At 65.3% G+C, this 22,087-nt stretch carries 27 protein-coding genes, 3 tRNA genes and 1 pseudogene; 14 read left to right on the top strand and 17 right to left on the bottom strand.

Going from position 1 to position 22,087, the window contains the following annotated elements:
- Positions 1 to 10: 10 nt before the first annotated feature.
- A complete protein-coding gene (locus tag HBE63_RS01070) occupies positions 11 to 763 on the bottom strand; it encodes an endonuclease/exonuclease/phosphatase family protein (protein ID WP_166902539.1) in 753 nt (250 codons plus the stop codon).
- A gap of 65 nt (positions 764 to 828) precedes the next feature.
- Between HBE63_RS01070 and HBE63_RS01065 the strand changes: the two genes are divergently transcribed.
- The gene (locus HBE63_RS01065; protein ID WP_166902537.1) at positions 829 to 1,377 is read left to right on the top strand and encodes a nucleotidyltransferase; all 549 of its coding nucleotides are present in this window, start codon (positions 829 to 831) and stop codon (positions 1,375 to 1,377) included.
- Between the two features lie 75 nt (positions 1,378 to 1,452).
- Here HBE63_RS01065 and HBE63_RS01060 read toward each other — a convergent pair whose 3' ends face one another.
- Positions 1,453 to 2,427, bottom strand: a complete 975-nt coding sequence (locus HBE63_RS01060) for a YafY family protein (protein WP_166902535.1) — start codon at positions 2,425 to 2,427, stop codon at positions 1,453 to 1,455.
- A gap of 61 nt (positions 2,428 to 2,488) precedes the next feature.
- On the opposite strand from HBE63_RS01060, the gene HBE63_RS01055 reads away from it, so the two are divergent.
- Complete coding sequence (locus HBE63_RS01055) at positions 2,489 to 3,013, top strand: DinB family protein (protein WP_166902534.1); 525 nt, start codon at positions 2,489 to 2,491, stop codon at positions 3,011 to 3,013.
- A gap of 2 nt (positions 3,014 to 3,015) precedes the next feature.
- The gene (locus HBE63_RS01050) at positions 3,016 to 3,615 is read left to right on the top strand and encodes a DinB family protein (RefSeq protein WP_166902532.1); all 600 of its coding nucleotides are present in this window, start codon (positions 3,016 to 3,018) and stop codon (positions 3,613 to 3,615) included.
- Here the strand turns inward: HBE63_RS01050 and HBE63_RS01045 are convergent.
- Complete coding sequence (locus HBE63_RS01045) at positions 3,612 to 4,217, bottom strand: TetR/AcrR family transcriptional regulator (protein ID WP_166902530.1); 606 nt, start codon at positions 4,215 to 4,217, stop codon at positions 3,612 to 3,614. The genes HBE63_RS01050 and HBE63_RS01045 overlap by 4 nt on opposite strands.
- 77 nt (positions 4,218 to 4,294) lie before the next feature.
- Here HBE63_RS01045 and HBE63_RS01040 point away from each other — a divergent pair, with 77 nt between their 5' ends.
- From HBE63_RS01040 to HBE63_RS01010, 7 genes and pseudogenes are all read left to right on the top strand, one after another.
- Positions 4,295 to 5,290 (top strand): oxygenase MpaB family protein, encoded by a 996-nt coding sequence (locus HBE63_RS01040; RefSeq protein WP_166902528.1) that lies wholly within the window; start codon positions 4,295 to 4,297, stop codon positions 5,288 to 5,290.
- A 52-nt stretch (positions 5,291 to 5,342) separates the two neighbouring features.
- Positions 5,343 to 6,713 (top strand): AarF/ABC1/UbiB kinase family protein, encoded by a 1,371-nt coding sequence (locus HBE63_RS01035; protein WP_166902526.1) that lies wholly within the window; start codon positions 5,343 to 5,345, stop codon positions 6,711 to 6,713.
- Between the two features lie 9 nt (positions 6,714 to 6,722).
- Entirely contained in the window at positions 6,723 to 7,640 is a 918-nt protein-coding gene (locus tag HBE63_RS01030) for an alpha/beta fold hydrolase (RefSeq protein ID WP_166902524.1), read from the top strand.
- Positions 7,641 to 7,811: 171 nt separating this feature from the next.
- Complete coding sequence (locus HBE63_RS01025; RefSeq protein ID WP_166902523.1) at positions 7,812 to 8,684, top strand: cyclopropane mycolic acid synthase family methyltransferase; 873 nt, start codon at positions 7,812 to 7,814, stop codon at positions 8,682 to 8,684.
- 190 nt (positions 8,685 to 8,874) lie between these two features.
- The gene (locus HBE63_RS01020) at positions 8,875 to 9,735 is read left to right on the top strand and encodes a cyclopropane mycolic acid synthase family methyltransferase (RefSeq protein WP_166902521.1); all 861 of its coding nucleotides are present in this window, start codon (positions 8,875 to 8,877) and stop codon (positions 9,733 to 9,735) included.
- A 53-nt stretch (positions 9,736 to 9,788) separates the two neighbouring features.
- Positions 9,789 to 10,172 carry a YciI family protein gene (locus HBE63_RS01015; RefSeq protein ID WP_243858424.1) on the top strand — a complete coding sequence of 128 codons (384 nt, stop codon included), beginning with the start codon at positions 9,789 to 9,791 and terminating at the stop codon, positions 10,170 to 10,172.
- A gap of 55 nt (positions 10,173 to 10,227) precedes the next feature.
- Positions 10,228 to 10,526: pseudogene (locus HBE63_RS01010) on the top strand (sigma factor-like helix-turn-helix DNA-binding protein); the annotation flags it as partial.
- Between the two features lie 291 nt (positions 10,527 to 10,817).
- On the opposite strand, the gene rplA reads toward HBE63_RS01010, so the two are convergent.
- The 13 genes from rplA to HBE63_RS00945 form a co-directional block, all read right to left on the bottom strand.
- Positions 10,818 to 11,525 carry a 50S ribosomal protein L1 gene (gene rplA, locus HBE63_RS01005; RefSeq protein WP_166902519.1) on the bottom strand — a complete coding sequence of 236 codons (708 nt, stop codon included), beginning with the start codon at positions 11,523 to 11,525 and terminating at the stop codon, positions 10,818 to 10,820.
- 81 nt (positions 11,526 to 11,606) lie between these two features.
- Positions 11,607 to 12,035 (bottom strand): 50S ribosomal protein L11, encoded by a 429-nt coding sequence (gene rplK / locus HBE63_RS01000; RefSeq protein WP_166902518.1) that lies wholly within the window; start codon positions 12,033 to 12,035, stop codon positions 11,607 to 11,609.
- A gap of 68 nt (positions 12,036 to 12,103) precedes the next feature.
- Positions 12,104 to 12,787 (bottom strand): transcription termination/antitermination protein NusG, encoded by a 684-nt coding sequence (nusG, locus tag HBE63_RS00995; protein WP_243858808.1) that lies wholly within the window; start codon positions 12,785 to 12,787, stop codon positions 12,104 to 12,106.
- Positions 12,788 to 12,964: 177 nt separating this feature from the next.
- On the bottom strand, positions 12,965 to 13,432 hold the full coding sequence (gene secE, locus HBE63_RS00990) for a preprotein translocase subunit SecE (RefSeq protein WP_166902514.1): 468 nt from the start codon (positions 13,430 to 13,432) through the stop codon (positions 12,965 to 12,967).
- A gap of 81 nt (positions 13,433 to 13,513) precedes the next feature.
- Positions 13,514 to 13,586: transfer RNA gene (locus HBE63_RS00985), tRNA-Trp, on the bottom strand.
- Between the two features lie 172 nt (positions 13,587 to 13,758).
- Positions 13,759 to 14,268 (bottom strand): (3R)-hydroxyacyl-ACP dehydratase subunit HadC, encoded by a 510-nt coding sequence (gene hadC, locus HBE63_RS00980; RefSeq protein WP_166902512.1) that lies wholly within the window; start codon positions 14,266 to 14,268, stop codon positions 13,759 to 13,761.
- Between the two features lie 14 nt (positions 14,269 to 14,282).
- A complete protein-coding gene (gene hadB, locus HBE63_RS00975; RefSeq protein ID WP_166902510.1) occupies positions 14,283 to 14,711 on the bottom strand; it encodes a (3R)-hydroxyacyl-ACP dehydratase subunit HadB in 429 nt (142 codons plus the stop codon).
- Entirely contained in the window at positions 14,711 to 15,175 is a 465-nt protein-coding gene (hadA, locus tag HBE63_RS00970) for a (3R)-hydroxyacyl-ACP dehydratase subunit HadA (protein ID WP_166902508.1), read from the bottom strand. Before hadA ends, hadB begins: the two co-directional genes overlap by 1 nt.
- 10 nt (positions 15,176 to 15,185) lie before the next feature.
- Complete coding sequence (gene rpmG, locus HBE63_RS00965; RefSeq protein WP_003881823.1) at positions 15,186 to 15,353, bottom strand: 50S ribosomal protein L33; 168 nt, start codon at positions 15,351 to 15,353, stop codon at positions 15,186 to 15,188.
- A gap of 46 nt (positions 15,354 to 15,399) precedes the next feature.
- A tRNA-Met gene (locus HBE63_RS00960) sits at positions 15,400 to 15,473 on the bottom strand.
- 39 nt (positions 15,474 to 15,512) lie between these two features.
- A tRNA-Thr gene (locus HBE63_RS00955) sits at positions 15,513 to 15,585 on the bottom strand.
- 108 nt (positions 15,586 to 15,693) lie between these two features.
- Positions 15,694 to 16,929 (bottom strand): globin domain-containing protein, encoded by a 1,236-nt coding sequence (locus HBE63_RS00950; RefSeq protein WP_166902506.1) that lies wholly within the window; start codon positions 16,927 to 16,929, stop codon positions 15,694 to 15,696.
- Positions 16,926 to 17,378 (bottom strand): Rrf2 family transcriptional regulator, encoded by a 453-nt coding sequence (locus HBE63_RS00945; RefSeq protein WP_166902504.1) that lies wholly within the window; start codon positions 17,376 to 17,378, stop codon positions 16,926 to 16,928. Before HBE63_RS00945 ends, HBE63_RS00950 begins: the two co-directional genes overlap by 4 nt.
- 124 nt (positions 17,379 to 17,502) lie before the next feature.
- Between HBE63_RS00945 and HBE63_RS00940 the strand changes: the two genes are divergently transcribed.
- From HBE63_RS00940 to HBE63_RS00925, 4 genes are all read left to right on the top strand, one after another.
- Entirely contained in the window at positions 17,503 to 18,228 is a 726-nt protein-coding gene (locus HBE63_RS00940) for an MBL fold metallo-hydrolase (protein ID WP_166902503.1), read from the top strand.
- A 240-nt stretch (positions 18,229 to 18,468) separates the two neighbouring features.
- Positions 18,469 to 19,458 carry a DUF2235 domain-containing protein gene (locus HBE63_RS00935; protein WP_166909197.1) on the top strand — a complete coding sequence of 330 codons (990 nt, stop codon included), beginning with the start codon at positions 18,469 to 18,471 and terminating at the stop codon, positions 19,456 to 19,458.
- Between the two features lie 72 nt (positions 19,459 to 19,530).
- On the top strand, positions 19,531 to 20,382 hold the full coding sequence (locus HBE63_RS00930) for a hypothetical protein (RefSeq protein WP_166902501.1): 852 nt from the start codon (positions 19,531 to 19,533) through the stop codon (positions 20,380 to 20,382).
- A gap of 37 nt (positions 20,383 to 20,419) precedes the next feature.
- On the top strand, positions 20,420 to 21,130 hold the full coding sequence (locus HBE63_RS00925) for a crotonase/enoyl-CoA hydratase family protein (RefSeq protein WP_166902499.1): 711 nt from the start codon (positions 20,420 to 20,422) through the stop codon (positions 21,128 to 21,130).
- Between the two features lie 103 nt (positions 21,131 to 21,233).
- On the opposite strand, the gene HBE63_RS00920 is transcribed toward HBE63_RS00925, so the two are convergent.
- On the bottom strand, positions 21,234 to 22,073 hold the full coding sequence (locus tag HBE63_RS00920) for a hypothetical protein (protein ID WP_166902497.1): 840 nt from the start codon (positions 22,071 to 22,073) through the stop codon (positions 21,234 to 21,236).
- Positions 22,074 to 22,087 lie beyond the last annotated feature (14 nt).

The raw sequence follows: 22,087 nt of genomic DNA, 5'->3' as shown, positions 1-22,087 counted from the left end.
CCCTACGACTTCAACCCGCCGAAATGTCGACGACCAACGCCCGATGATCCGAAATCGGTAGGTGCGGCGCCACGCAGGCAGTGGCGAACAGTGTCGAGTCGTCGGTGAGGATGTGGTCGAGTTGCGTCGTGGGCGTATCGGCGGGAAACGTGGGCGTGGCCCCGAGTTGACGCCAGTGCGCCGGCGCGCCCGAGTTCAGATCTCCCATCAGGAGCCTCGGCGCCGGGAAACCGCTCAGGTCCCGCACCAGATGCCGCAGTTGCACCCGGTTCCACCCCGGCACGAACGACAGGTGGGTGTTGGCCACGGTGAGCGCGCCGAGTGGGGTGTCGATGCGGGCGACCATCGCGGCCCGGGGTTCTTCGTGGACGATCCGAACCCGGCGGATCCCCGAGACGTACATCGGGAACCGGACCGGGATCCGGGGAAGCCGCAACACCTGCCAGTTCTCGACCGGGTACCGGGTGAGCAGGGCGATGCCGTAGGCGGCGGTGCCGGGTTGTTCGCGGCCGGTCGCAGCCATCCAGGTGGCGCCGGGGGTTCCGGAGATCGCGGCGACGAACCGGTGGTGCACCGCGTTCATCGCCCGGGCGGCCACGGCGGTCAGATCAGCCTTGCCCGAGCGCGGCTGATCCAGGTCGACCTCCTGCAGCGCCAGGATGTCGGCGTCGAGTTCGGCCACCGCGGCGGCCAGTCTGCCCAGGTCCACGTCGCCGTCGTGGACACTGCGTCCGTGCAGGATGTTGAAAGTGGCCAGCCGCATGGGTACTCAGTACCCACTCTGCATCGGCTCCACCATGGCGATGCCCGACCGATCCGGGATGGCACATGCTCGACCGCAACGACGACCTGCGTGACGCGCTGAAGCGTGCCGCGGCGGCGCTCAAGGCGCATGGCCCGCACTTCGCGCTCGGCGGCAGCTATGCGCTGTGGGTGTACGGCGCGCCCGAACCGGTGCACGACGTCGATTTCGTGGTGGCCGAGGCCGACGCCGAGGCGGCCGAGGTGACGTTGCGCAAGGCCGGGTTTCAGATCGTGCATGTGCCCGAGGACTGGTTGTTCAAGGCCTATCCCGACGACGAGGTGCTGGTCGACGTGCTCTACCAACTCAACGGCGTATCGGTGGACGCGGCCACGCTGGCCTCCGCCGAGGTGTTCGACGTGCTCGCGATCCGGATGCCGGTGTTGCCGCCGACACTGGTGGTGTCGGAGAAGCTGCGGTCGCTCAACGAACACCATTGCGACTTCGCGGCGTTGCTGCCGGCCACCCGTGCAGTACGCGAGCAGGTCGACTGGGACGTGGTGCGCGCCGCGACCGTCGACAACGACTTCGCTGCCGCGTTCCTGATGCTGCTCGACCGCCTCGGGATCACCTGACCTTTCTGCTGCCTGACCATTTCCCCTGGCGAGCAGACGCTCCGGTTACCCCAAATGTGGCAATTGGGGGTGCATTCACGTCTGCTTGTCTGGGATGGCGCGCCGCAAACGGGCCGAAACCGTGCGCACGGCACCAGCCACCTCGGGCGGCTCGAGCACCTCGAAGTCGTGACCCACGGTGGCGAAGTAGAGCACCATGCGCTCGGGGTCGTCGGCGCCGGTGGTGACGATGCAGGCGTCGGGCCCGTCCGCCTCGACGGTGGCCGACGCTGGTGGAAACTTCTGCGCCACAATCTCTTGCGGGGCGTGATAGCGCACCCGGGCGACGTAGCGGTAGGGCGAGGAGCTGATCGAGCGACGCACGTAGTCGGCCGCGTCCGGCGCCTCGCGCGGCGCGAAGGTGGTGCCGCGGGCCGCCACCGCGGACATCCGGTCCAAGCGCAGACTGCGCCAGTCCTCGCGGTCGCGGTCGTAGGCCATCAGGTACCAGCGCCGGCCGGTGGTCACCAGCTGATAGGGCTCCAGCCGCCGCTGGGTGTGGTTGCCTCTGATGTCGGTGTAGTCGGTGTTCACCTGCTCACGGTCGCGGCAGGCGCGGGCCAGGGTCATCAGCACCTCGGGTTCCACCGGCGAGTCCGAGGAGTTCGGGGCCAGGGTGATGGTGGCGTCGTGCACCGCCGAGACCTGGGAACGCAACCGGGTGGGCATGACCTGGTCGAGTTTCGACAGCGCCCGTAAGGCGGATTCGCCGACGCCGGCGACGCTTCCGCCGGCGGCCAGCCGCAGGCAGACGGCCATCGCGACGGCTTCGTCGGGGTCGAGCAGCAGCGGGGGCAGTGCCGCGCCCGCGCCGAGTTGGTAGCCCCCGCCCTGCCCCTTGCTGGCGTGGACGGGATACCCGAGTTCGCGCAACCTCTCGATGTCACGACGGACGCTGCGGGTGGTGACACCGAGCCGTTCGGCCAACTCTTCACCCGTCCAGGCCCGGCGCGACTGCAACAGCCCGAGGAGTTGCAACACGCGGCCGGTGGTTTCGCTACTTACGGCCATGCATGAAGTCTGCCGCACTTTTAGGACCGAAACTGTCCTATATGCGTGAGACGGTGGTCCTATGTGGACAAACCTTCTGGCCGATCAACTGGACTTCCACTGGACCAATCAACTGAGGCCGCGATTGGACGGCCTCACTGACGACGAATACAACTGGCAACCCGTCCCCGCCTGCTGGAGTGTTCACCCCGACGGCGCCATCGACTTCAGTTATCCACCGCCACAACCGGAACCGTTCACCACGATCGCCTGGCGGCTGGCACACGTCATCGTCGGCGTGTTCGCGATGCGCAACCACTCGCACTACGGCGGCCCGCCGGCGGACTACCAGTCGTGGCCGTACGCCACCGATGCGGCCACCGCGCTGAGCCAGCTCGACGACGCATACCGAATTTGGATCGACGGCGTCAGGTCACTGAGTGAGGATGATCTGAAGCGCCCGTGCGGGCCGGCCGAGGGGCCGTACGGTAATGAGCCGATGGCCGTGCTGGTCCTGCACATCCATCGGGAAGCGATCCACCACGGCGCCGAAATCGCCTGTATCCGAGATCTTTACGCCCACTCATCCCACAAGAAGGAGAACTGAACATGCCAGGAATGCCGCCTCCCGCCGCCGACGAGCGCCAGAACCTCATCGGGTTCCTCGCCTTTCAGCAAAACGCCTTCCTCGCGGTGGCGCACGGCCTGTCCGATGAGCAGGCCCGGTCCACCCCGTCAGTGAGCGCGTTGTCGGTCGGCGGTCTGATCAAGCACATCACCTCCGTGCAGAAAAGCTGGACCGCCCGAGCCGAGTACGGACCGGAGTTTCCACCGGCAGATCCTCGCCCGTTCGAGGAACAGGCGGCCGAGTACGCCGATATGTACGTGATGCGGGAGGACGAGACCCTGGCCGGTCTACTCGAGGCACTCAAGGCCCAGAACACCGAGACGTTGCGGGTGTTCTCCGAGCGGGACCTCGACACCGCCGTGCCCGTACCCCACGATGTGCCGTGGTTCCCGCAGGACGTCGACAACTGGTCGGTGCGGTGGACGGCCATGCATCTGATCGAGGAACTCAGCCGCCACGCGGGCCATGCCGACATCATTCGCGAATCGATCGACCGCGCAACGATGTACGAGTTGCTCGCGGCCGAGGAGCAGTGGCCCGAGACCGAGTGGATCAAGCGCTGGCGGCCCGCCGGGGTCTAACTGGCGGCACCGAGGACCAACCGGAGGGCACAGTCCACCACCACCTCGAGGTCGTCGCCCAGGTTGCCGCTCAGCCACTGCTGGGCGAGTTCGGCCATCGCTCCGGTGTACATGGCCGCACCGACCTGGGCAGCCACCGGGTCCGACCCCGGATGCAGCCGGCCGCCCTCGGACAGCACGGCGGCGCGCAACAGGTCCTGGGTCGCCGTGCGTCGGGCGGCCAATACCGGGTTCGCCCTGGCGTCGGTGAAAAGCACCCGTCCCCGCCGCGGGTCGGCCGAGCTGAAGCCCAGCACCGCGGCGATTCCGGCGCGGGTCCTGGCCCGCAGGGAGTCTGCGGCCCCGGCCGTCGCGGCGTCGACGTCGACGGCCAGGGCCGCGCTGACCTCGTCGTACACGGCCCCGAGCAGGTTGTCGGTGTCGGCGAAGCTCTCGTAGAAGTAGCGGGTGTTCAGGCCACATTCGCGGCAGACCGAGCGCACTGAGACCGCTGCCTCACCGCCGTCCCCGAACAACCGGAACGCCGCGTCCACCAGCAGGGCGCGGCGTTCGGCCCGGCGGTCCGTCAGCGGCACGCCGGCCCATCGGGTCGGGCTCGACATTCCTACAGACTAAGTCTGGTCACACCCGTACCCAAAATGTATTCTGGCTACAGACGTAACCAGAAGGGGGTCCCCCGGTGGACATGCCACACCAAATGCTCGAGCAGATGCTGCAACGGAAGTTCGACACGGACATTCGTCAGCACTACTTCCGTGGCATGGAATTCGCCGGGCCGACCGGCGATCCGGGGTGGTTCGGCCCGGGCAGCGCCGTCTGGCACGTGCACTCCCACACCGAGGCACTCATCTTCGGCCTGCAGTGCGCGGCCTACATCGAGCGCCTCGATCCTTCGATCTACTGGATGGGCATGCACCATTCACGTCTGGTCAAGCGCGAGGAAGACGGCACCGCCATCCCCGTCATCGATCCCCAGGGCGCCGCGGTGCGCCTGGGACATTCGATCGCGTTCTTCATCGGCACCGCCTACGGCAACACCGAAACCGCCGAACGGGTGGCCAAGACCGTCCGCGCCATGCACCACACCATCAAGGGGACCCGCCCCGACGGTGCGGTCTATGACGCCGACGATCCCGACTGGCTGCGCTGGAACTACGCGACCGTGGTGTGGGGGCTGGCCACCGCCCACGAGATCTACCATCCGAACCCGTTGCGCGGTAAGAAACTTGACCGTTACTACGGCGAGTTCATCCGGGTCGGGCACGCCCTGGGCGGCACCGACCTGCCCGAAACCAAGGCCGAGACACTGGAGTGCCTGCACTCCTACCTGCCCAAGCTTGCGCTCACCCACGGTGCAGCCATGGCCACCGGCCCCAACCTGCCCATGCCGCAGAGCGCGGTGGACTGGGCGATCCGCGACACCATGCCGAAGTGGGCCAAGCAGCTGATCGGGCACACTGATCCCAATCCGATCGAGCGGGCGGCCCGGCGTGCGATGGTGTGGTCGATCATCAACGGGCTGCACACCGCGGCCGGCGACACACGCGAGTTCCGGGCAGCACAAAAACGCGTCGCCGCCGGAACCACCGTGTCGCACACCGAGCCCACTTACGTGCCCGGAACCGACCCGGCGCTGAGCCGCGAAGAGGTCGAAGAAAGTTTCGCGTCGGTGTGACGCACAGCACAGATGTTTTTGGCCCGACCGTGGCCTTTGAGACACTGCAGCTATGAGCACTACGCCGCCGAAAACCAAGCACCGCGAGGTCGCCAGGTTGAGCCGGGTGCCGCTGCCCGTGGAAGCCGCCCGTATCGGGGCCACCGGATGGCAGATCACCCGGACCGGAGCCCGCGTCGCCGCCAGCATGTTCGGCAGCGGTTCCCTGCAGCAGAAGATCATCCGGCAGGTCCCGCAGACCTTCTCCGATCTGGGACCCACCTACGTCAAGTTCGGCCAGATCATCGCGTCGAGCCCAGGCGCCTTCGGTGAGCCGCTGAGCCGCGAGTTCCGCAGCCTGCTCGACCGGGTGCCGCCGGCAGATGCCGAAGCCATCCACCAGCTGTTCAAAGAGGAGCTCGGCGACGAGCCCACGAAACTGTTCAAGAGTTTCGACGAGAAGCCCTTCGCCTCGGCCTCGATCGCCCAGGTGCACTACGCCACACTGCACAGCGGCGAGGAGGTGGTGGTCAAGATCCAGCGCCCGGGGATCCGCCGCCGCGTCGCCGCCGACCTGCAGATCCTCAAGCGCGGAGCGCAGCTGGTGGAGCTGGCCAAACTGGGCCGCCGGCTGTCGGCCCAGGACGTAGTCGCCGACTTCGCCGAGAACCTGGCCGAAGAGCTCGACTTCCGGCTGGAAGCCCAGTCGATGGACGCCTGGGTGTCGCACATGCACGCCTCCCCGCTCGGCGAGAACATCCGGGTGCCCCAGGTCTACTGGGACCTGACCAGCCAGCGGGTGCTCACGATGGAACGAATCACCGGGGTACGCATCGACGACGTGGCGGCCATCCGCAAGAAGGGCTTCGACGGCACCGCGCTGGTCAAGGCCCTGCTGTTCAGCGTGTTCGAGGGCGGCCTCAAACACGGCCTGTTCCATGGCGACCTGCACGCGGGCAACCTCTACGTCGATGACAACAGCAAGATCGTGTTCTTCGACTTCGGCATCATGGGCCGCATCGACCCGCGCACCCGTTGGCTCCTGCGCGAGCTCGTGTACGCCCTGCTGGTCAAGAAGGACCACGCGGCCGCGGGCAAGATCGTCGTGCTGATGGGCGCGGTCGGCACCGTGAAGCCCGAGGCGCAGGCAGCCAAGGACCTGGAAAAGTTCGCTACCCCCCTCACCATGAAGTCGCTCGGCGATATGTCCTACGCCGAAATCGGCAAGCAGCTCTCGACGCTGGCCGATGCCTACGACGTCAAGCTGCCCCGCGAGCTGGTGTTGATCGGCAAGCAGTTCCTCTACGTCGAGCGGTACATGAAGCTGCTGGCCCCGAAGTGGCAGATGATGAACGATCCCCAGCTCACCGGGTACTTCGCCAACTTCATGGTGGACATCAGCCGCGAGCACAAAGAGAGTGATTCCGACGGGGACGAGGCCTGAGTGGCCGGGATGAGCGTGCGAACGGGATTCGCCAAGTCGTCCGCAGAACCCGGCGATGTCGACCTGTATTACGAGGACATGGGCGACCCGAATGATCCGGCCGTGCTGCTCATCATGGGCCTGGGCGCGCAGATGCTGTTGTGGCGCACCGGGTTCTGCGAAAAGCTGGTGAGCCAGGGTTTGCGCGTCATCCGGTACGACAACCGCGACGTGGGCCTGTCCACCAAGTTGTCGGGTAAGCGGGTGGACTCTCCCCTGGCGCTGCGGATGGCCCGGTCGTTTGTGGGCCTGCGCAGCCCGTCGGTCTACACACTCGAAGATGTCGCCGATGACGCTGCCGCCCTGCTGGATCACCTCGACATCGACAACGCCCACATCGTCGGCGGCTCGATGGGCGGGATGATCGCCCAGGTGTTCGCGTCCCGGTACGCGCAGCGCACCAGGTCGCTGGCGGTCATCTTCTCCAGCAACAACCAGCCCCTGTTGCCGCCGCCGGGCATCAAGCAGCTGCTGTCGGTGATCACCGGCCCGCCCGCCAACTCGTCGCGAGATGCCGTCATCGACAACGCAGTTCGGATCAGCCGGATCAACGGCAGCCCCGGCTACCCCACTCCCGAGACGGAGATCAGGGCCCAGGCCGCCGAACTGTACGACCGCGCCTACTACCCGGCCGGGATCGCCCGCCATTTCGATGCCATTCTCGGCAGCGGCAGCCTGCGCCATCACGACAAGCGGATCAAGGTGCCCACCGTGGTGATCCATGGACGCTCCGACCGGTTGATGCGCCCGTTCGGGGGCCGGGCGGTGGCCCGCGCGATCGTGGGCGCCCGACTGGTGCTGATCGACGGGATGGGCCACGAGCTACCAGAGCCGGTGTGGGATGAGGTCGTCGGCGAGCTCAAGACAAACTTTGCCTGCACCGGATAGTCTCTGCATCTGCAACGTTAATTATCGAAACCTGGGTTTGCCAGCGTTTAAAAGCTCGGTAGCTGGGGAAACACGTTCTACAGTTTTCTTCCAGCAGTCTGGGGGGACGGCTCGGTCAAGAAGCGGCCTGGCGCAGCTCCCGCCCGGTGGTCCCCTTCCGATAGGTGACGCATGCCAGATCAGCCTGAGCAACTCGAACCCCATTTCGACGACGTACAGGCCCATTACGACCTGTCCGACGATTTCTTCGCCCTGTTCCTGGATCCGACCAGGACCTACAGCTGCGCGTACTTCGAACGTGACGACATGACGTTGGAACAAGCTCAAATCGCCAAGATCGACCTGGCGTTGGGCAAGCTCGGCCTGCAACCCGGAATGACCCTGCTCGACGTCGGATGTGGTTGGGGTGCAACGGCTATGCGTGCGATCGACCGCCACGACGTCAACGTCGTCGGCCTCACGCTCAGCCGCAACCAGGCCGCTCACGTGCAGCGGCGGTTCGACGAATCCGACAGCCCACGTACCAAGCGGGTGTTACTGGCGGGCTGGGAACAGTTCGACGAACCGGTGGATCGCATCGTGTCGATCGGTGCATTCGAACATTTCGGACACGACCGTTATGACGACTTTTTCCGCTTCGCCCACAATGCCTTACCCGCCGACGGTGTGATGCTTCTGCACACCATCACCGGGCTGTTACCGCAGCAGATCATCGACCGCGGGATGCCGTTGTCGTTCGCGGTCGCCCGGTTCATCAAGTTCATGGTTACCGAGATCTTCCCCGGTTCGCGGTTGCCGTCGATCGAGATGGTCGAGGAGCACTCCGCGGGGGCCGCGTTCACGTTGACCCGGCGGCAGTCACTGCAGCCGCACTATGCGCGCACCCTCGACATCTGGGCAGCCAACCTGGAGGCCAATCGTGACCTGGCCCTCGACATCCAGTCTCAAGAGGTCTACGACCGGTACATGCATTATCTGACCGGATGCGCGGACTGCTTCCGGACCGGTTATATCGACGTCAATCAGTTCACGCTGCAGAAGTAGCGTGTCGATAGCCCTTCGCTCTGATGCACGGGCGCAAGGATTTCCGCAGGCAACACCGACTCTTCGACCCACCGATGAGATAGAGATGTTTGCTGGAAATACTCGTCGGCAACGGTGCCACCCGCCCGGCAGTTACGCGCGGTACTCTACGAAATGCAGGACGACCTCTGAGGTTTGGAGCGATTCGACGATGTCGAAATTGACACCTAAATACGAAGAACTGCAATCGATCTACGACATTTCAAATGAATTCTATGAACTGTTTCTGGGGCCCACAATGGGTTATACCTGCGGTTATTTCGAGCGCGAGGACATGACCGGCGACGAAGCCCAGATCGCCAAATTCGATCTGGCGCTGGGCAAGCTGGGGCTTGAACCGGGGATGACGCTGCTCGACATCGGCTGTGGCTGGGGCGCCGGCATGGCGCGCGCGATCGAGAAGTACGACGTCAATGTCATCGGGCTGACGCTGAGTGGCGAGCAGCGTGAATACGCCATCGCAAACCTCGCCAAGGTTCCCACTGAGCGCAACGTCGAGGTTCGGCTCCAGGGCTGGGAAGAGTTCAACGACAAGGTCGACCGCATCGTGTCCATCGGGGCATTCGAACATTTCGGATTCGAGCGGTATCCGGCGTTTTTCGAGACGGCCTACAACGCGCTGCCCGATGACGGCACCATGTTGCTGCACAACATCACGGGATTCGACCTTCGTCAGGGCCAGAAGCTCGGCCTGCACATGACGTTCGACGACGCGCGGTTCGCCCGGTTCATCATGACCGAGATCTTTCCCGGCGGTCGGCTGCCTTCGGTGTCGATGGAGCAGGAAAAGGCGACCGAAGCCGGGTTCAAGGTCACCCAGCTGCAGGAGATCGGCCCGCACTATGTGCGGACGCTCAAGATCTGGGCCGACGCGCTCGAGGCCCACAAGGACGAGGCCATCGCGATCCAGGGCCAAGAGGTCTACGACCGCTACGACAAGTACCTCAACGGCTGCCAGAAGTACTTCGCCTCGGGTCACATCAGCGTGCATCAGTTCACCCTCCAGAAGTAGCCGCCGAAAATATCTTCCGCAGAGTGTCGGATCCCGGCAGCCTCGTTCGTCGGATGGGTAGAGAGTGGAACAAAGGGTTTCGCTCGCTGACGCCGGAGATGACGATGCATTACTTCGCCTTACTGATCAGCCAGGAGGTGGAGCTGGCACCCGAGCAGCGGGCCGAGGGCATGGCTGCCTTCCAGGCTTTTCACGCCAAGGCCAAGTCGGCGATCCGGGCGGGCGACGCGCTGGACCGGGCCGGCACGGCCGCCCGCATCGACGGTGGGCCGGACAACCCGACGGTCACCGACGGCCCGTATGCGGAGGGCGCCGAGGTGGCCAACGGCTTCTACGTGTTGCGTGCCTCCGATCGGGAGGAGGCAGTCAAGCTGGCGTCGATGATTCCGGCGTCGGCCATCGAGGTCCGCCAGTTGTCGGACGTCTCGGGCCTGTAGTCCTCGGTGACCCAGCTGGACGGCATCTTTCGGCGCGAGTGGGGCCCGGTGGTGGCGTGAATCTTCGCGTCCTGGAAAGGAACTCGCAGCGGTGTACGAACAGGTCAGTGCGTCCGGCGGCGGGGATGCCGAGCTGCAGCCGGTGCGCGATGACGGGCTGCGGATGATGTTCACCTGTGCCCACCCCGCGCTGGACCGCAGCTCGCAGCTGGCTCTGACGCTGCGACTGATCTCCGGTCTCACCGTCACCGAGATCGCCCGTGCCCTGCTGCAGACCGAGACCGCGGTGGGTCAACGAATCACCAGGGCCAGAACAAGATTCGCCAGGCCAACATCCCGTTGCGGGTGCCGCCAGGCTGAGTGAGGCCCAGCGCTGGTACCGCATCGCGCTCAAGGGCGAAGGCACTGGGTCTGAACCGGCGCGGGCCTTCCGGCGTCGCCGCCTCGCCGCCTCGCCGCCTCGCCGCCTCGCCGCCTCGCCGCCTCGCCGCCTCGCCGAGTGCAGCATCCCCTGATGCCGAGCAGTCCCCCGCAAGCGGGAGGGGCCCCCAGCAAAACTGCCCCAAATCCGAAGATTTGGGGCAGTTTTGCGTCTGCTCGCGGAGGAGAAATTACGCCGCAGTGCCGATGGTCGGCTCCGCTGCGCTACGCCTCCGTGAAGTTCCGGGTCACCGACGGGTCAACCGGGATACCCGGGCCCGTGGTGGTGGAGACGGTCACCTTCTTGAGGTAACGGCCCTTCGAGGACGACGGCTTGGCACGCAGCACCTCGTCGAGGGCGGCGCCGTAGTTCTCGGCCAGCTTGGCCTCGTCGAAGGACGCCTTGCCGATCACGAAGTGCAGGTTGGCCTGCTTGTCGACGCGGAAGTTGATCTTGCCGCCCTTGATGTCGGCCACAGCCTTGGTGACATCGGGGGTGACGGTGCCGGTCTTGGGGTTCGGCATCAGACCACGCGGGCCCAGCACGCGGGCGATCCGACCGACCTTGGCCATCTGATCCGGGGTGGCGATGGCGGCGTCGAAGTCCAGGAAACCGCCCTGGATCTTCTCGATCAGGTCGTCGCTGCCGACCACGTCGGCGCCGGCGGCCAGCGCCTGCTCGGCCTTCTCGCCGACGGCGAACACGGCGACACGGGCGGTCTTACCGGTGCCGTGCGGCAGGTTGACGGTGCCGCGCACCATCTGGTCAGCCTTGCGGGGGTCCACACCGAGGCGGATGGCGACCTCGACGGTGGCGTCCTGTTTCTTGGAGGAGGTCTCCTTGGCGAGCTTCGCGGCTTCAAGCGGCGAGTAGAGCTTGTCCCGGTCGATCTTCTCCGCGGCTTCGCGGTATGCCTTGCTGTTCTTGCTCATTGGAAATCCAATCGTGTTGCTGGAGTCGTGGTGCGGGCCGATGCCAGCCCTTCCACTCGGGTTGTGCAGCTAACCCGGTATTTACTCGACCGTGATGCCCATGGAGCGGGCGGTGCCGGCGATGATCTTCGACGCGGCGTCGATGTCGTTGGCGTTGAGATCGGCCTTCTTGGTCTCAGCGATCTCGCGCACCTGGTCCCAGGTCACCTTGGCGACCTTGGTCTTGTGCGGCTCGCCCGAACCCTTGGGCACACCGGCGGCCTTGAGCAGCAGCCTGGCGGCGGGCGGGGTCTTCAGTGCGAAAGTGAAGCTGCGGTCCTCGTAGACAGTGATCTCCACGGGGATGACGTTGCCGCGCTGCGACTCGGTCGCGGCGTTGTACGCCTTGCAGAACTCCATGATGTTGACGCCGTGCTGGCCAAGTGCAGGACCGACCGGCGGGGCGGGGTTGGCCTGCCCGGCCTGGATCTGCAGCTTGATGAGCCCGGCGACCTTTTTCTTCGGGGCCATGCTTCTGGTGTTCCTTTACTTGCTCATCCAAGGGCGTAAACGCCCGTTGTTTCTAGCCGCTGTGGCGACTAAATCTTGGAGACCTGGTTGAAGGTCAGTTCGACGGGTGTCTCGCGGCCGAAGATGGAGACCAGCACCTTGAGCTTCTGCTGCTCGGCGTTGACCTCGCTGATCGAGGCGGGCAGCGTCGCGAACGGGCCGTCCATGACGGTGACGGACTCGCCGACCTCGAAATCGACCAGGATCTCGGGGCGTTCCAACGTGGCCTCGGTGCTGGCACCGGCCGCGGCGGCGGCACTGGACTTGGCGGGCTTCTTGGCCGCGCCCTGCGGCAGCAGGAACTTCACCACGTCGTTCAGCGACAGCGGGGACGGACGCGAGGTGGCGCCGACGAAGCCGGTGACGCCGGGCGTGTTGCGCACCGCGCCCCACGACTCGTCGTTGAGCTCCATGCGCACCAGGATGTATCCCGGCAGCACCTTGCGGTTGACCTGCTTACGCTGGCCGTTCTTGATCTCGGTGACCTCTTCGGTGGGCACCTCGACCTGGAAGATGTAGTCGCCGACGTCCAGGTTCTGCACGCGGGTCTCGAGGTTGGCCTTCACCTTGTTCTCGTAGCCGGCGTAGGAGTGGATGACGTACCAGTCGCCCGGCTTGAGGCGCAGCTCTTTCTTGAGCGCGACTGCCGGATCCTCTTCTTCGTCGACAGCCTCTTCGTCGGCAGCAGGTGCCTCCTCAGAGGCCTCGGCCACGGACTCGGCAGAATCGGTCTCGTTGACCGTGTCGGCCGTGTCGGCCGCTACAGCCTCTTGGCCCTCGGCCGATTCATCGGTCTGCGACTCGACGCCGTCGACGTTAACGGTCTCGTCGGCAACGGTCTCGTCGCCGTCGAACGTAGTCACGTTGTCAGTCCTCTCTCAAATTCCAGATCAGGTGCCGAACACCAGCGACACCAGTCGCGCCAGGCCGAGATCGGCGCCGGAGATCAGCGCGACCATGAACACCAGGAAGACCAGCACCACCGTGGTGTAGCTGACCATCTGCTTGCGGTTCGGCCAGATCACCTTGCGGAGCTCGGCAACGACCTGCTTCAGGTAGTTGACGACGAACATGATCGGGTTACGCGACGGCCCGTTCTTCTTGGCCTTCGCGTTCTTCTTGGCCTTCTTCGACTTACCGGAGTCGGCCTTGGCATCATCACTCGACGCGTCGCCCTCGGCGGCCTCGTCACCGTCGGCCTCATCAGCCACGCCACGACGAGTCCGCTTGCCGGTCGGACGCAACGGCCGGGTCACCACCGCGGTCTGGCCTTGGGCGGTGTCCGTTGCCCCGGTGTCGGTGCCGGCGTCGGTTCCAGTGTCGTCTGCGGAGCCGGCACCTTCACGCTCGTCGCTCACCGCATGCTCCGTTCATCTCTAGCGGACTGGTTTGTTGCGGTCACTTTCCAGTGTCCACACTTGTCGAGTATTCACTTTGAGCAGGGGCGACAGGACTTGAACCTGCAACCTGCGGTTTTGGAGACCGCTGCTCTGCCAGTTGAGCTACGCCCCTCTGTCGGTGGCTTACTGGCGCTTTCGCCACCGTACTGCGTCGGGGCTTACACAATTCGCGCGCGGCCCGTTCATGGTCAAGCCGACGGACAGCGCGCTGAAATGGGAAAAACCCCGGATTCCGAGTGTACCCGGCGTGGGCGCGAGAAACTAATCGCGCCCACTGATGACAACTACTCTCCGGCGGCCTTGCGGATGACCTGACCGGATTCCGGATCCCACTTGACGGAGACCGAATTGTCGCCTTCGTGGCCCATCAGCGTGGTGTATCCATCCAGCACCACCTCACCGTTGTCGTCGGTGCACACGTTGTGGGTGACGACGATGTCGGCGCCGAAGCGTTTGTCCACCGAGGCGATCACCATCTTGGCGTGCAGGCGGTCGCCGACCTTGACCGGCCGGTGGTAGACGAACTTCTGATCGACCTGCAGGATCTGCATGGTTTCCATGCCGAGGTCGACATTTCGGAAGAAATCGGCTTGCACCAGCAGCGCGAAGATGGAGGAGAACGTCGGGCCTGCGACGAGCGCATCGTGGCCCAGGGCGGCCGCGGCCTCCTCGTCCAAGCTGGCCGGATCGTTGGCCTTCACAGCCCGCGCGAACTGCCGCACCTGCTCGCGACCAACCTCGAAAACCTCGGGGTATTCGTAGACCATTCCCAGGATGTTTGCCTTGAGTGCCATGGTCGGAGAACTCCTTACGCCAGTTTCGCGGTCGCGATGGCGCGCCCGAAGATCTTCTTTCCGCCTGCGGTCGCCGAGATGGCGATGGTGACCAGTTTCTCCTCGGGATCAACGGACTTGATACGACCGTTGAAGGCGATCTCGGCTCCGACACCGTCATTGGGGACGGGCACGACGGCCGTGAACCGGACGTTGTACTCGGTCACCGCTGCCGGGTCACCGACCCATGCGGTGACGTAGCCGCCGCCGAGGCCCATGGTCAGCATGCCGTGGGCGATTGCGGTGTCGAGTCCGACCTGCTTGGCAATCTCGTCGTCCCAGTGGATCGGGTTGAGGTCACCGGACACGCCGGCGTAGTTGACCAGATCTCCACGGGTCAGCGGGATCACCCGCTCCGGAAGCGTGTCACCGACCTTCACCGAACTGAACTCGCGCAGCGCCATCAGTTAAAACCCTCTTCTCCGTCGCCCGCACGCCCGGCCAGGGTCGTGTAAGCCTCCTGGACCACGTCACCTTTGTCGTCGGTGATGATGTTCTTGGTCACGATGATGTCGGTACCGTGCGCCTTGCGTACGGAATGCACGTACACGTCACAGTAAAGCTTGTCTCCGGCCCTGACCGGCTTGAGGAACTTCAGCTCCTGGTCGACCTGGACGATCTGAGCGTCCTGGATACCGATGTCGGCCCACTCGAAAAAGGCCCACTGTGCCTGGTAACCGAAGATGCTGATAAAGGTCAGCGGCGCCGGCAGTGCGTCGTGGCCGAGCTCAGCCGCGGCAGCCTCGTCGTGGAAGAACGCATCGTCGTTCTTTACCGCGATCGCATGCTCGCGAATCTTTTCGCGTCCGACCTCGTAATGCTCGGGATGCCGGTAGTGCATCCCGACGATGTTTGACGATAGAGCCACGAGCGTTTGGCTATCGCGACTCTTTGTGCGGCTGGTGGGTGCCGCAGTTGGGGCAGAACTTCTTGATCTCGAGCCGGTCGGGATCGTTGCGGCGGTTCTTCTTGGTGATGTAGTTGCGGTGCTTGCACACCTCGCACGCCAAAGTGATCTTCGGCCGTACGTCGGTACTCGACGCCACGTCAGTTCTCCCTGCTTAAAATCACGCTCTGCTGTTGATGTTCCAGTAGCGGTGGGGGGACTCGATCCCCCGACCTCACGATTATGAGTCGTGCGCTCTAACCAGCTGAGCTACACCGCCCCGATGATGCGAGTCGGCGCACCGCCTGCTCGTCCACCGAGCCCCCTAACGGAATCGAACCGTTGACCTTTTCCTTACCATGGAAACGCTCTACCGACTGAGCTAAGGGGGCGTGTCCCGTTGCCGTAGCTGCGGGGCCTTAAAGAGGGTACAGCTTCCCCGGCAGCCAAACCAAACCGCAGGTCAACGCGGCCGCCGGGGAGCTGTTTTACCTGGTCGGCTAGTCCAGGAGCCAGTCGTTGGGTGCGAAGAGCTCGCAGTGCACCCGCTCGTGGGCGATTCCGCGGCCATTCAGCTGTGCGCGGACCGCCTCGACGAATCCGGCCCCGCCGCACACGTAGTACGCGGCGTCGGCGGACAGTTCGATCCCGTCGAGCTTGAGCAGTCCGGCGTGCACGCCGGGGGCACCGCCGGTGACGCCGTCCTCGTACCAGAGGTCGAGGCTCGCGTTGGGCAGCGCGTCGATCAGCTCGTGTTGACGCTCGCGCAGCGGCTGGCCGCTGTCGCTGCGGTCGGCATGCAGGACCCGCACGTGGCTGTCGGGCGCCTCGGCGGTCAGGAATTCCAGGATGCCGACCATCGGCGTGATCCCGATGCCCGCCGACACCAGCACCAGGGGGCCGTCGGGCCGAGCGCCGGTGTACAGGTCACCGAACGGCAGCGTCACGTCGAGCAGGTCGCCGATGCAGAGGTTGGCCCGGATCCAGGACGAGACTTCGCCGGCGGGCTGGTCCGCGACGGCGTCGACGGGCTTGACCGCAAACGTCAGGTCGGTGGACCCGGGTGCGCCGACCAGGCTGTACTGACGTAGCTGGCGGGCTCCGTCGGGCAGCGTGACGCCGACCGAGACATATTGTCCGGCAACGAAGTTGACGGGCTCTCCGGCGCGCACCGTGACCAGGACGGCACCGGACGGGTCGTCGACGCGGGAGACGACGCGCAGCCGCCGGAAGACGTCACCGGGTTCCACGCCGGCGCCGGCGTACAAGTCGCGCTCCAGCGCGATCAGGGTGTCGGCCATGATCCAGTAGACCCGGTCCCAGGCCTCGGCAACCTCGGGCGTCACGGTGTCGGCGCCCAGTACCTCGACGATCGCCGCGAACAGGTTGTCGTGCACGATCGGGTACTGGTCGGCGGTGATGCCCAGCGAGGCGTGCTTGTGACCGATGCGTGCCAGCAGCGCCGAGGGGTGCGGCAGGTCGGGGTTGACCAGGTGGGTGGCGAACGTGGCGATCGACGCCGCCAGCGCGCGCTGCTGGGCTCCCTGCGCCTGGTTGCCGCGGTTGAACAGATTGCGCAGCAGTTCGGGGTGGTTGGCGAACAGCCGGCGGTAGAACTCCGAGGTGATCTCGTCGATGTGCGCGCCGATGAGGGGCAATGTCGCGGAGACGATTTCGGCGTGCTGCGGCTCCAGTTCGTCGCGTACCGCAGACGGCTCGGGGCTGGTGACGGTCATCGGGGATTCCTTTCAGGGGTGGTGAGTTGCAGAACGATCGGTAGGCGGTTGTCCGCCGTCAGGTCTGTGACGGTGTAGCGGTCGAGTTCGCGATAGAACGCCTCCTTCGCGTCGGCCAGCAACCGGCGTAGCCGGCAGGCTGCGATCAGCGGGCAGGGGGAATCCCCGCCGCATTCGATGACCTCGCGGTCCCCTTCGAGTTCGCGCACCAGCCAGCCGATCGAGGCGTTGCGCCCGGCATCGGTGAGCACCAGTCCCCCGACCCGGCCGCGCCGGGCGTGGACCATGCCGAGTTCGGACAGCTTGGAGACGGCCTTGGCGACGTGATGCTCGGACGCGTTGGCGCCTGAGGCGATGGTGCGAGTGGTGATGCGCTGCTCCTGCGACTCACCGGCGGACAGCAGCATCAGCGTGCGCAGTCCTAGGTCGGTGAACCGGGTGAGGTGCATGGCCATGACGCTAGTAATTGCGCATTTTTGATGCGAGTTTTATCGGTGTGGGGTCAAACACTCCATGACGTGCGGTTTTTGGACCTGCAGGGATGCCCGTACGGAGCCGCAATAGGCTTGGCACATGTCCGAGCCCCAGGTTGCAGACCGCTTGTACTTCCGGCAGTTGTTGTCGGGCCGCGACTATGCGGCCGGCGACCCGATTGCCCAGCAGATGCGCAACTTCTCCTATCTGATCGGCGACCGCGAGACTGGCGACGCCGTGGTGGTCGACCCGGCATACGCAGCCAACGACCTCGTCGACGTGCTCGAGTCCGACGACATGCACCTCTCCGGGGTGCTGGTCACCCATCACCACCCCGACCACGTCGGCGGCACGATGGCGGGCTTCTCCCTGAAGGGTCTCGCCGAACTGCTGGAGCGCCAGAGCGTGCCGGTCCACGTCAACACCCACGAGGCCGACTGGGTCTCGAAGGTCACCGGGATCGCGCCCAGTGAGTTGACCTCACATGTCCACGGCGACAAGGTCGCGATTGGCGCGGTGGAGATCGAGCTACTGCACACCCCTGGCCACACCCCGGGGAGTCAGTGCTTCCTGCTGGAGGGCCGACTGGTCGCCGGGGACACGTTGTTCCTCGATGGTTGCGGGCGCACCGACTTTCCCGGCGGCAATGTCGACGACATGTTCCGCAGCCTGCAGGCGCTGGCCCAGCTGCCCGGGGACCCGACCGTGTTCCCCGGGCACTGGTACTCGGAGGAACCGAGCGCTCCGCTCGACGAAGTCAGACGCAGCAACTACGTGTATCGGGCGTCGAACCTCGAGCAATGGCGCATGTTGATGGGCGGCTGATGAATCGTTTCAGTTCCGCCAAGTGCGGAATCCACTGAATTCATGATCAATCAACGGGGCAGTTGCGCCTTATAACGGTCCTCCTGCCACGGATTTCGTAGCTCAAGCGGTTGCAAGGGGAACTACGTACCGTTTTGCGCGATTCGAGTAGTGCAATACTCAGGACACCAGCCCGCAGACCCGGCAAAGTATTGGTCAGCATCAGTTGAGCAGTAGTTGACAGTCCCGCCGGGGGTCGCCGTGAAGAACATCGTGCTGTGCTTCGACCACACAGATGAATATCCCGGGCTCCGTGACGCGTCGAATACCGAGATGCTGTTTCGGTTGCTGGACGACACCGATCAGTTGACCTGGTATCACAGCGGCACGGCCACGCTGCACGGTAGACGCATCACGCCGAGCCGCCGCGGCGACTCGGCCGGCGAAGCCCGGGCGGCCATCGCCGAGGCCTACCGCTTCCTCGGCGATGCGTGGGATCCCGGGGATCGCATCTTCGTGTTCGGCGGCGGGGAGGGCGGCCATCGCGCCGGTGAACTGGCCACGTTGCTCGGTACGGTCGGCTTGTTGCCGGCTCATTCCGATGACGTACTGGACTACGCGCTTGCCACCTATGTACTGCCCCGCACGGCGCGCACGCCCCAGGACTGGCGACAGATCAGGGTGTTGGCGGCCCAGTTGTTCGGTGACCGCGATCCGGCCGTGCCGGTGCAGTTCCTCGGGTTGTGGAATGCCACGGCCATCCCGGGCGCCAAGCACCACGTGGGTCCGCTGCCGACGGTGGAGTCCGGTCGGCACGCGGTGGCGGTCGACGGCGGTCGCCGGACCATGCGGTACAGCGAGAGAGTTGACGAAGTCTGGTTCCGGGGAACCCGCGGCGATGTCATCGGCGGCACCGGCGCGTGCTGGCCGCTGGCCGACATTGCTCTGGACTGGATGCTCGACGGGGCCATTTCCTCAGGGCTACGGGTTCACGATCACAGCGCCTGCCCCACCGATCTCGATGCCCTGGCCGGGACCGCGCCGGCGATCGGGCGGTGCCGGGCGCCGCTGGACGCCAAGGTGCACGCCAGTGTCGAGGTGTACCTGCGTTCGCACCCGCACTATTGGCGGCGACTGCCCGCGCGTATCGAATGGACCGACGCCGAATGGCTGGCCCGCGGTGAGCGGCTGGTCCACACCCCCGTGACCGTGCCGGTGCAGCGCGACATTCTCACCGCCGTCGCCTCGTAAGAACGCTCGTTTGACCGAAGTTTGCTGAGCCGGACCGCTGCCCGCGGTGAATGTCCGTGATATACCCACTTGGTGGGGATCATCGATTCAGTCACGGAGCGGGGGCGTGAGTTGGCTAGTTTCGAACCGGGTGCATGGACTGCGCTCGCGGCATGGGTGGCGATTGCCGTCATCGTCATCGCGTTGATCTATGCGTGGCGACAGTATCTGAAGGCCAGGGACCGACGCGCCGAGCTGACCCAGCCGAACGTGTCGATGTTCATGGAGCCGAGCAGTGCCGATTGGCACCTGGTGGAGCTCGTCGTCCGCAATTACGGTCAACGCCCGGCGTACGGGTTGCGGTTCGAGTTCGCGAATCCACCCACCGTCGGCAAGTACGAGAGCTCGTATGACGACAACTTCGTCGACATCGTGCCGTTGAACCTGCCCGCCGAGATCCCGTACCTGGCGCCGTCGCAGGAGTGGCGCATCGTGTGGGATTCGGCGCTGGACCGCAAGCAACTCGGTGAAGCGATCGCGTCTCGTTTCGACGGCGCGGTCACCTATTACGACGAGCCGGGCTCACCCGGCAAGCCCAGTGGACGCAAGCTGCGCAACACCGCGGTGCTCGATTGGGCGACGCTGCCGCCGGTGGACCGCATGGAACTGCTGACCACTCATGACCAGGCCCGCCGGGAGAAGCAGAAGCTGGAGTTGTTGCGCGGCGTGCTGACCTATTTCCAGTACGCGGCCAAGGAGACCGACGAGCAGAAGCTGCGCACGGAGATCAACCGCATCAACGCGCTGGGCGCCGAGCTGCGGTCCCGCTGGCGCGACCGCTACGAGGCCGGTGATGACGATGACGACGACGATTACGACGATGACGATCCCGAGACCGATCTGATCAAGCCGACGACAAGCTCCGGCAGGCGTCATCGGGCCTGAGCCCACTCGCTAGCACCCACTCGCTAGCATCAGTGCGATGAGCAGCCTGGTGAGCTACGAGCTCAACGATGCCGTGGCCACGATCACGATGGACGACGGCAAGGTCAACGCTTTGTCGCCGGCGATGCAGGCCGAGATCAACGCGGCGCTGGATCAGGCGGCGGCCAGTGCGGCTGCCGGCGAGGTGAAAGCCGTGGTGCTGGCCGGCAATTCGAAGGTGTTCAGCGGCGGGTTCGACCTGAGCGTGTTTTCGTCCGGCGACGTCGCGGCAACCCTGGGCATGCTCGCCGGCGGTTTCGAACTGTCGGTGCGGTGCCTGAGCTTCCCGGTGCCGGTGATCATGGCCGCTACCGGACATGCCATCGCGATGGGCTCGTTCCTGATGTTGTCCGGTGATCACCGGGTCGGTGCGGTGACGTCGCGGTGCCAGGCCAACGAGGTGAAGATCGGGATGACGCTGCCGAACGCCGCCATCGAGATCATGCGGATGCGCTTGACCCGCGCCGCTTTTCAGCGCGGAATCGCCATGGCGGCGGTTTTCACCGGTGACGCGGCGATTGCGGGCGGCTGGCTCGATGAGGTCGTCGAGGCGGGCGCGGTGCTGTCCCGCGCCCAGGAGGTGGCCGCCGAGGCCGCGGCGACCTTGAACACCGGCGCACACGTGGCCAGCAAGCTCAAGGCCCGCGCCGAGGCCCTGGCCGCGATTCGTGCCGGAATCGACGGCCTGGCAAAGGAATTCGCAGGCTAGGCGCTCTCGCGCGTCGCACCTGTCACTTTCGCCCCACTGCCGGGGCCATCCGCTCGCGTGTGAAGCGCTAGGGCGATTTCGCGACCGTTTTTCCGCCACAGCGCTACGCACGCGAGGCCCACGCTTTGGCGATCCGGCCCAGAACCCCTGCGGCTCCCTCGCGGGACGTGACCCGAATGACGATCCACCCCATTTCGACCATCGCGTCGACCCGCATGATGTCTTTACGGATCTGCTCGGGATCGGTGTGATGAACGCCCTCGTATTCCAGGGCGATTTTCACCTCCGGCCACGCCAGATCAACCTCACCGATCAGCGCGCCGTACTCGTTGCAGATCGGGTATTGCGATTGCGGCCGCGGATAGCCCGCGCGAACAACCAAGAGTCGCAACCAGGTTTCCTGCGGCGACTCCGCCCCCGGGTCTACCAGCCCGATAGTGGCGCGGGCCTGCTTGATGCCCTTTCGGCCCGAGTGACGTTCGGCCGCCAGTTCGATGTCAGAAACCTTGAGGCGGGTGGCCCTCGCCAACGCATCGATCGCAGCGACAGCCGTGTCTTCGGGGAACTTGCAGGCCAGATCGAGGGCGGTGCGGACAGGCGTGGTGAGGCGGATATCCCCGAGCGAACAGATCTCGTCGTCATCGATCGCGTCTGCCCAGGTGACGATTCCTCGGGCCGGCCTGCGATTGTTGTTGTCGATGACGTAGGCGGGCAGGCTCGCGTCGATCCACCGCGCCCCATGAAAGGCCGACGCGGAGTATCCGGCCAGGACTCCGTGGCCCCGTGACCGCAACCAGCAGGCCCTTGCCCGCAGTAGCGCGGTCGGCCTGGTGCCTCTGGCGACGTAAATGTCGCGATGGATGGCCCTGAATCGGGTTCTCAGTTCATGCCGCGTCAGGGCACCCGAGGCCACCGCTTCGCTTCCGACGAATGGATCCCCCATGGGCGGAGTCTGCC

It is taken from the genome of Mycobacterium sp. DL440 (genome assembly GCF_011745145.1).
Taxonomy (GTDB): Bacteria; Actinomycetota; Actinomycetes; order Mycobacteriales; family Mycobacteriaceae; genus Mycobacterium.
Note: the sequence above shows the minus strand (reverse complement) of the source record. Positions and strands in the feature narration are given on the sequence as shown.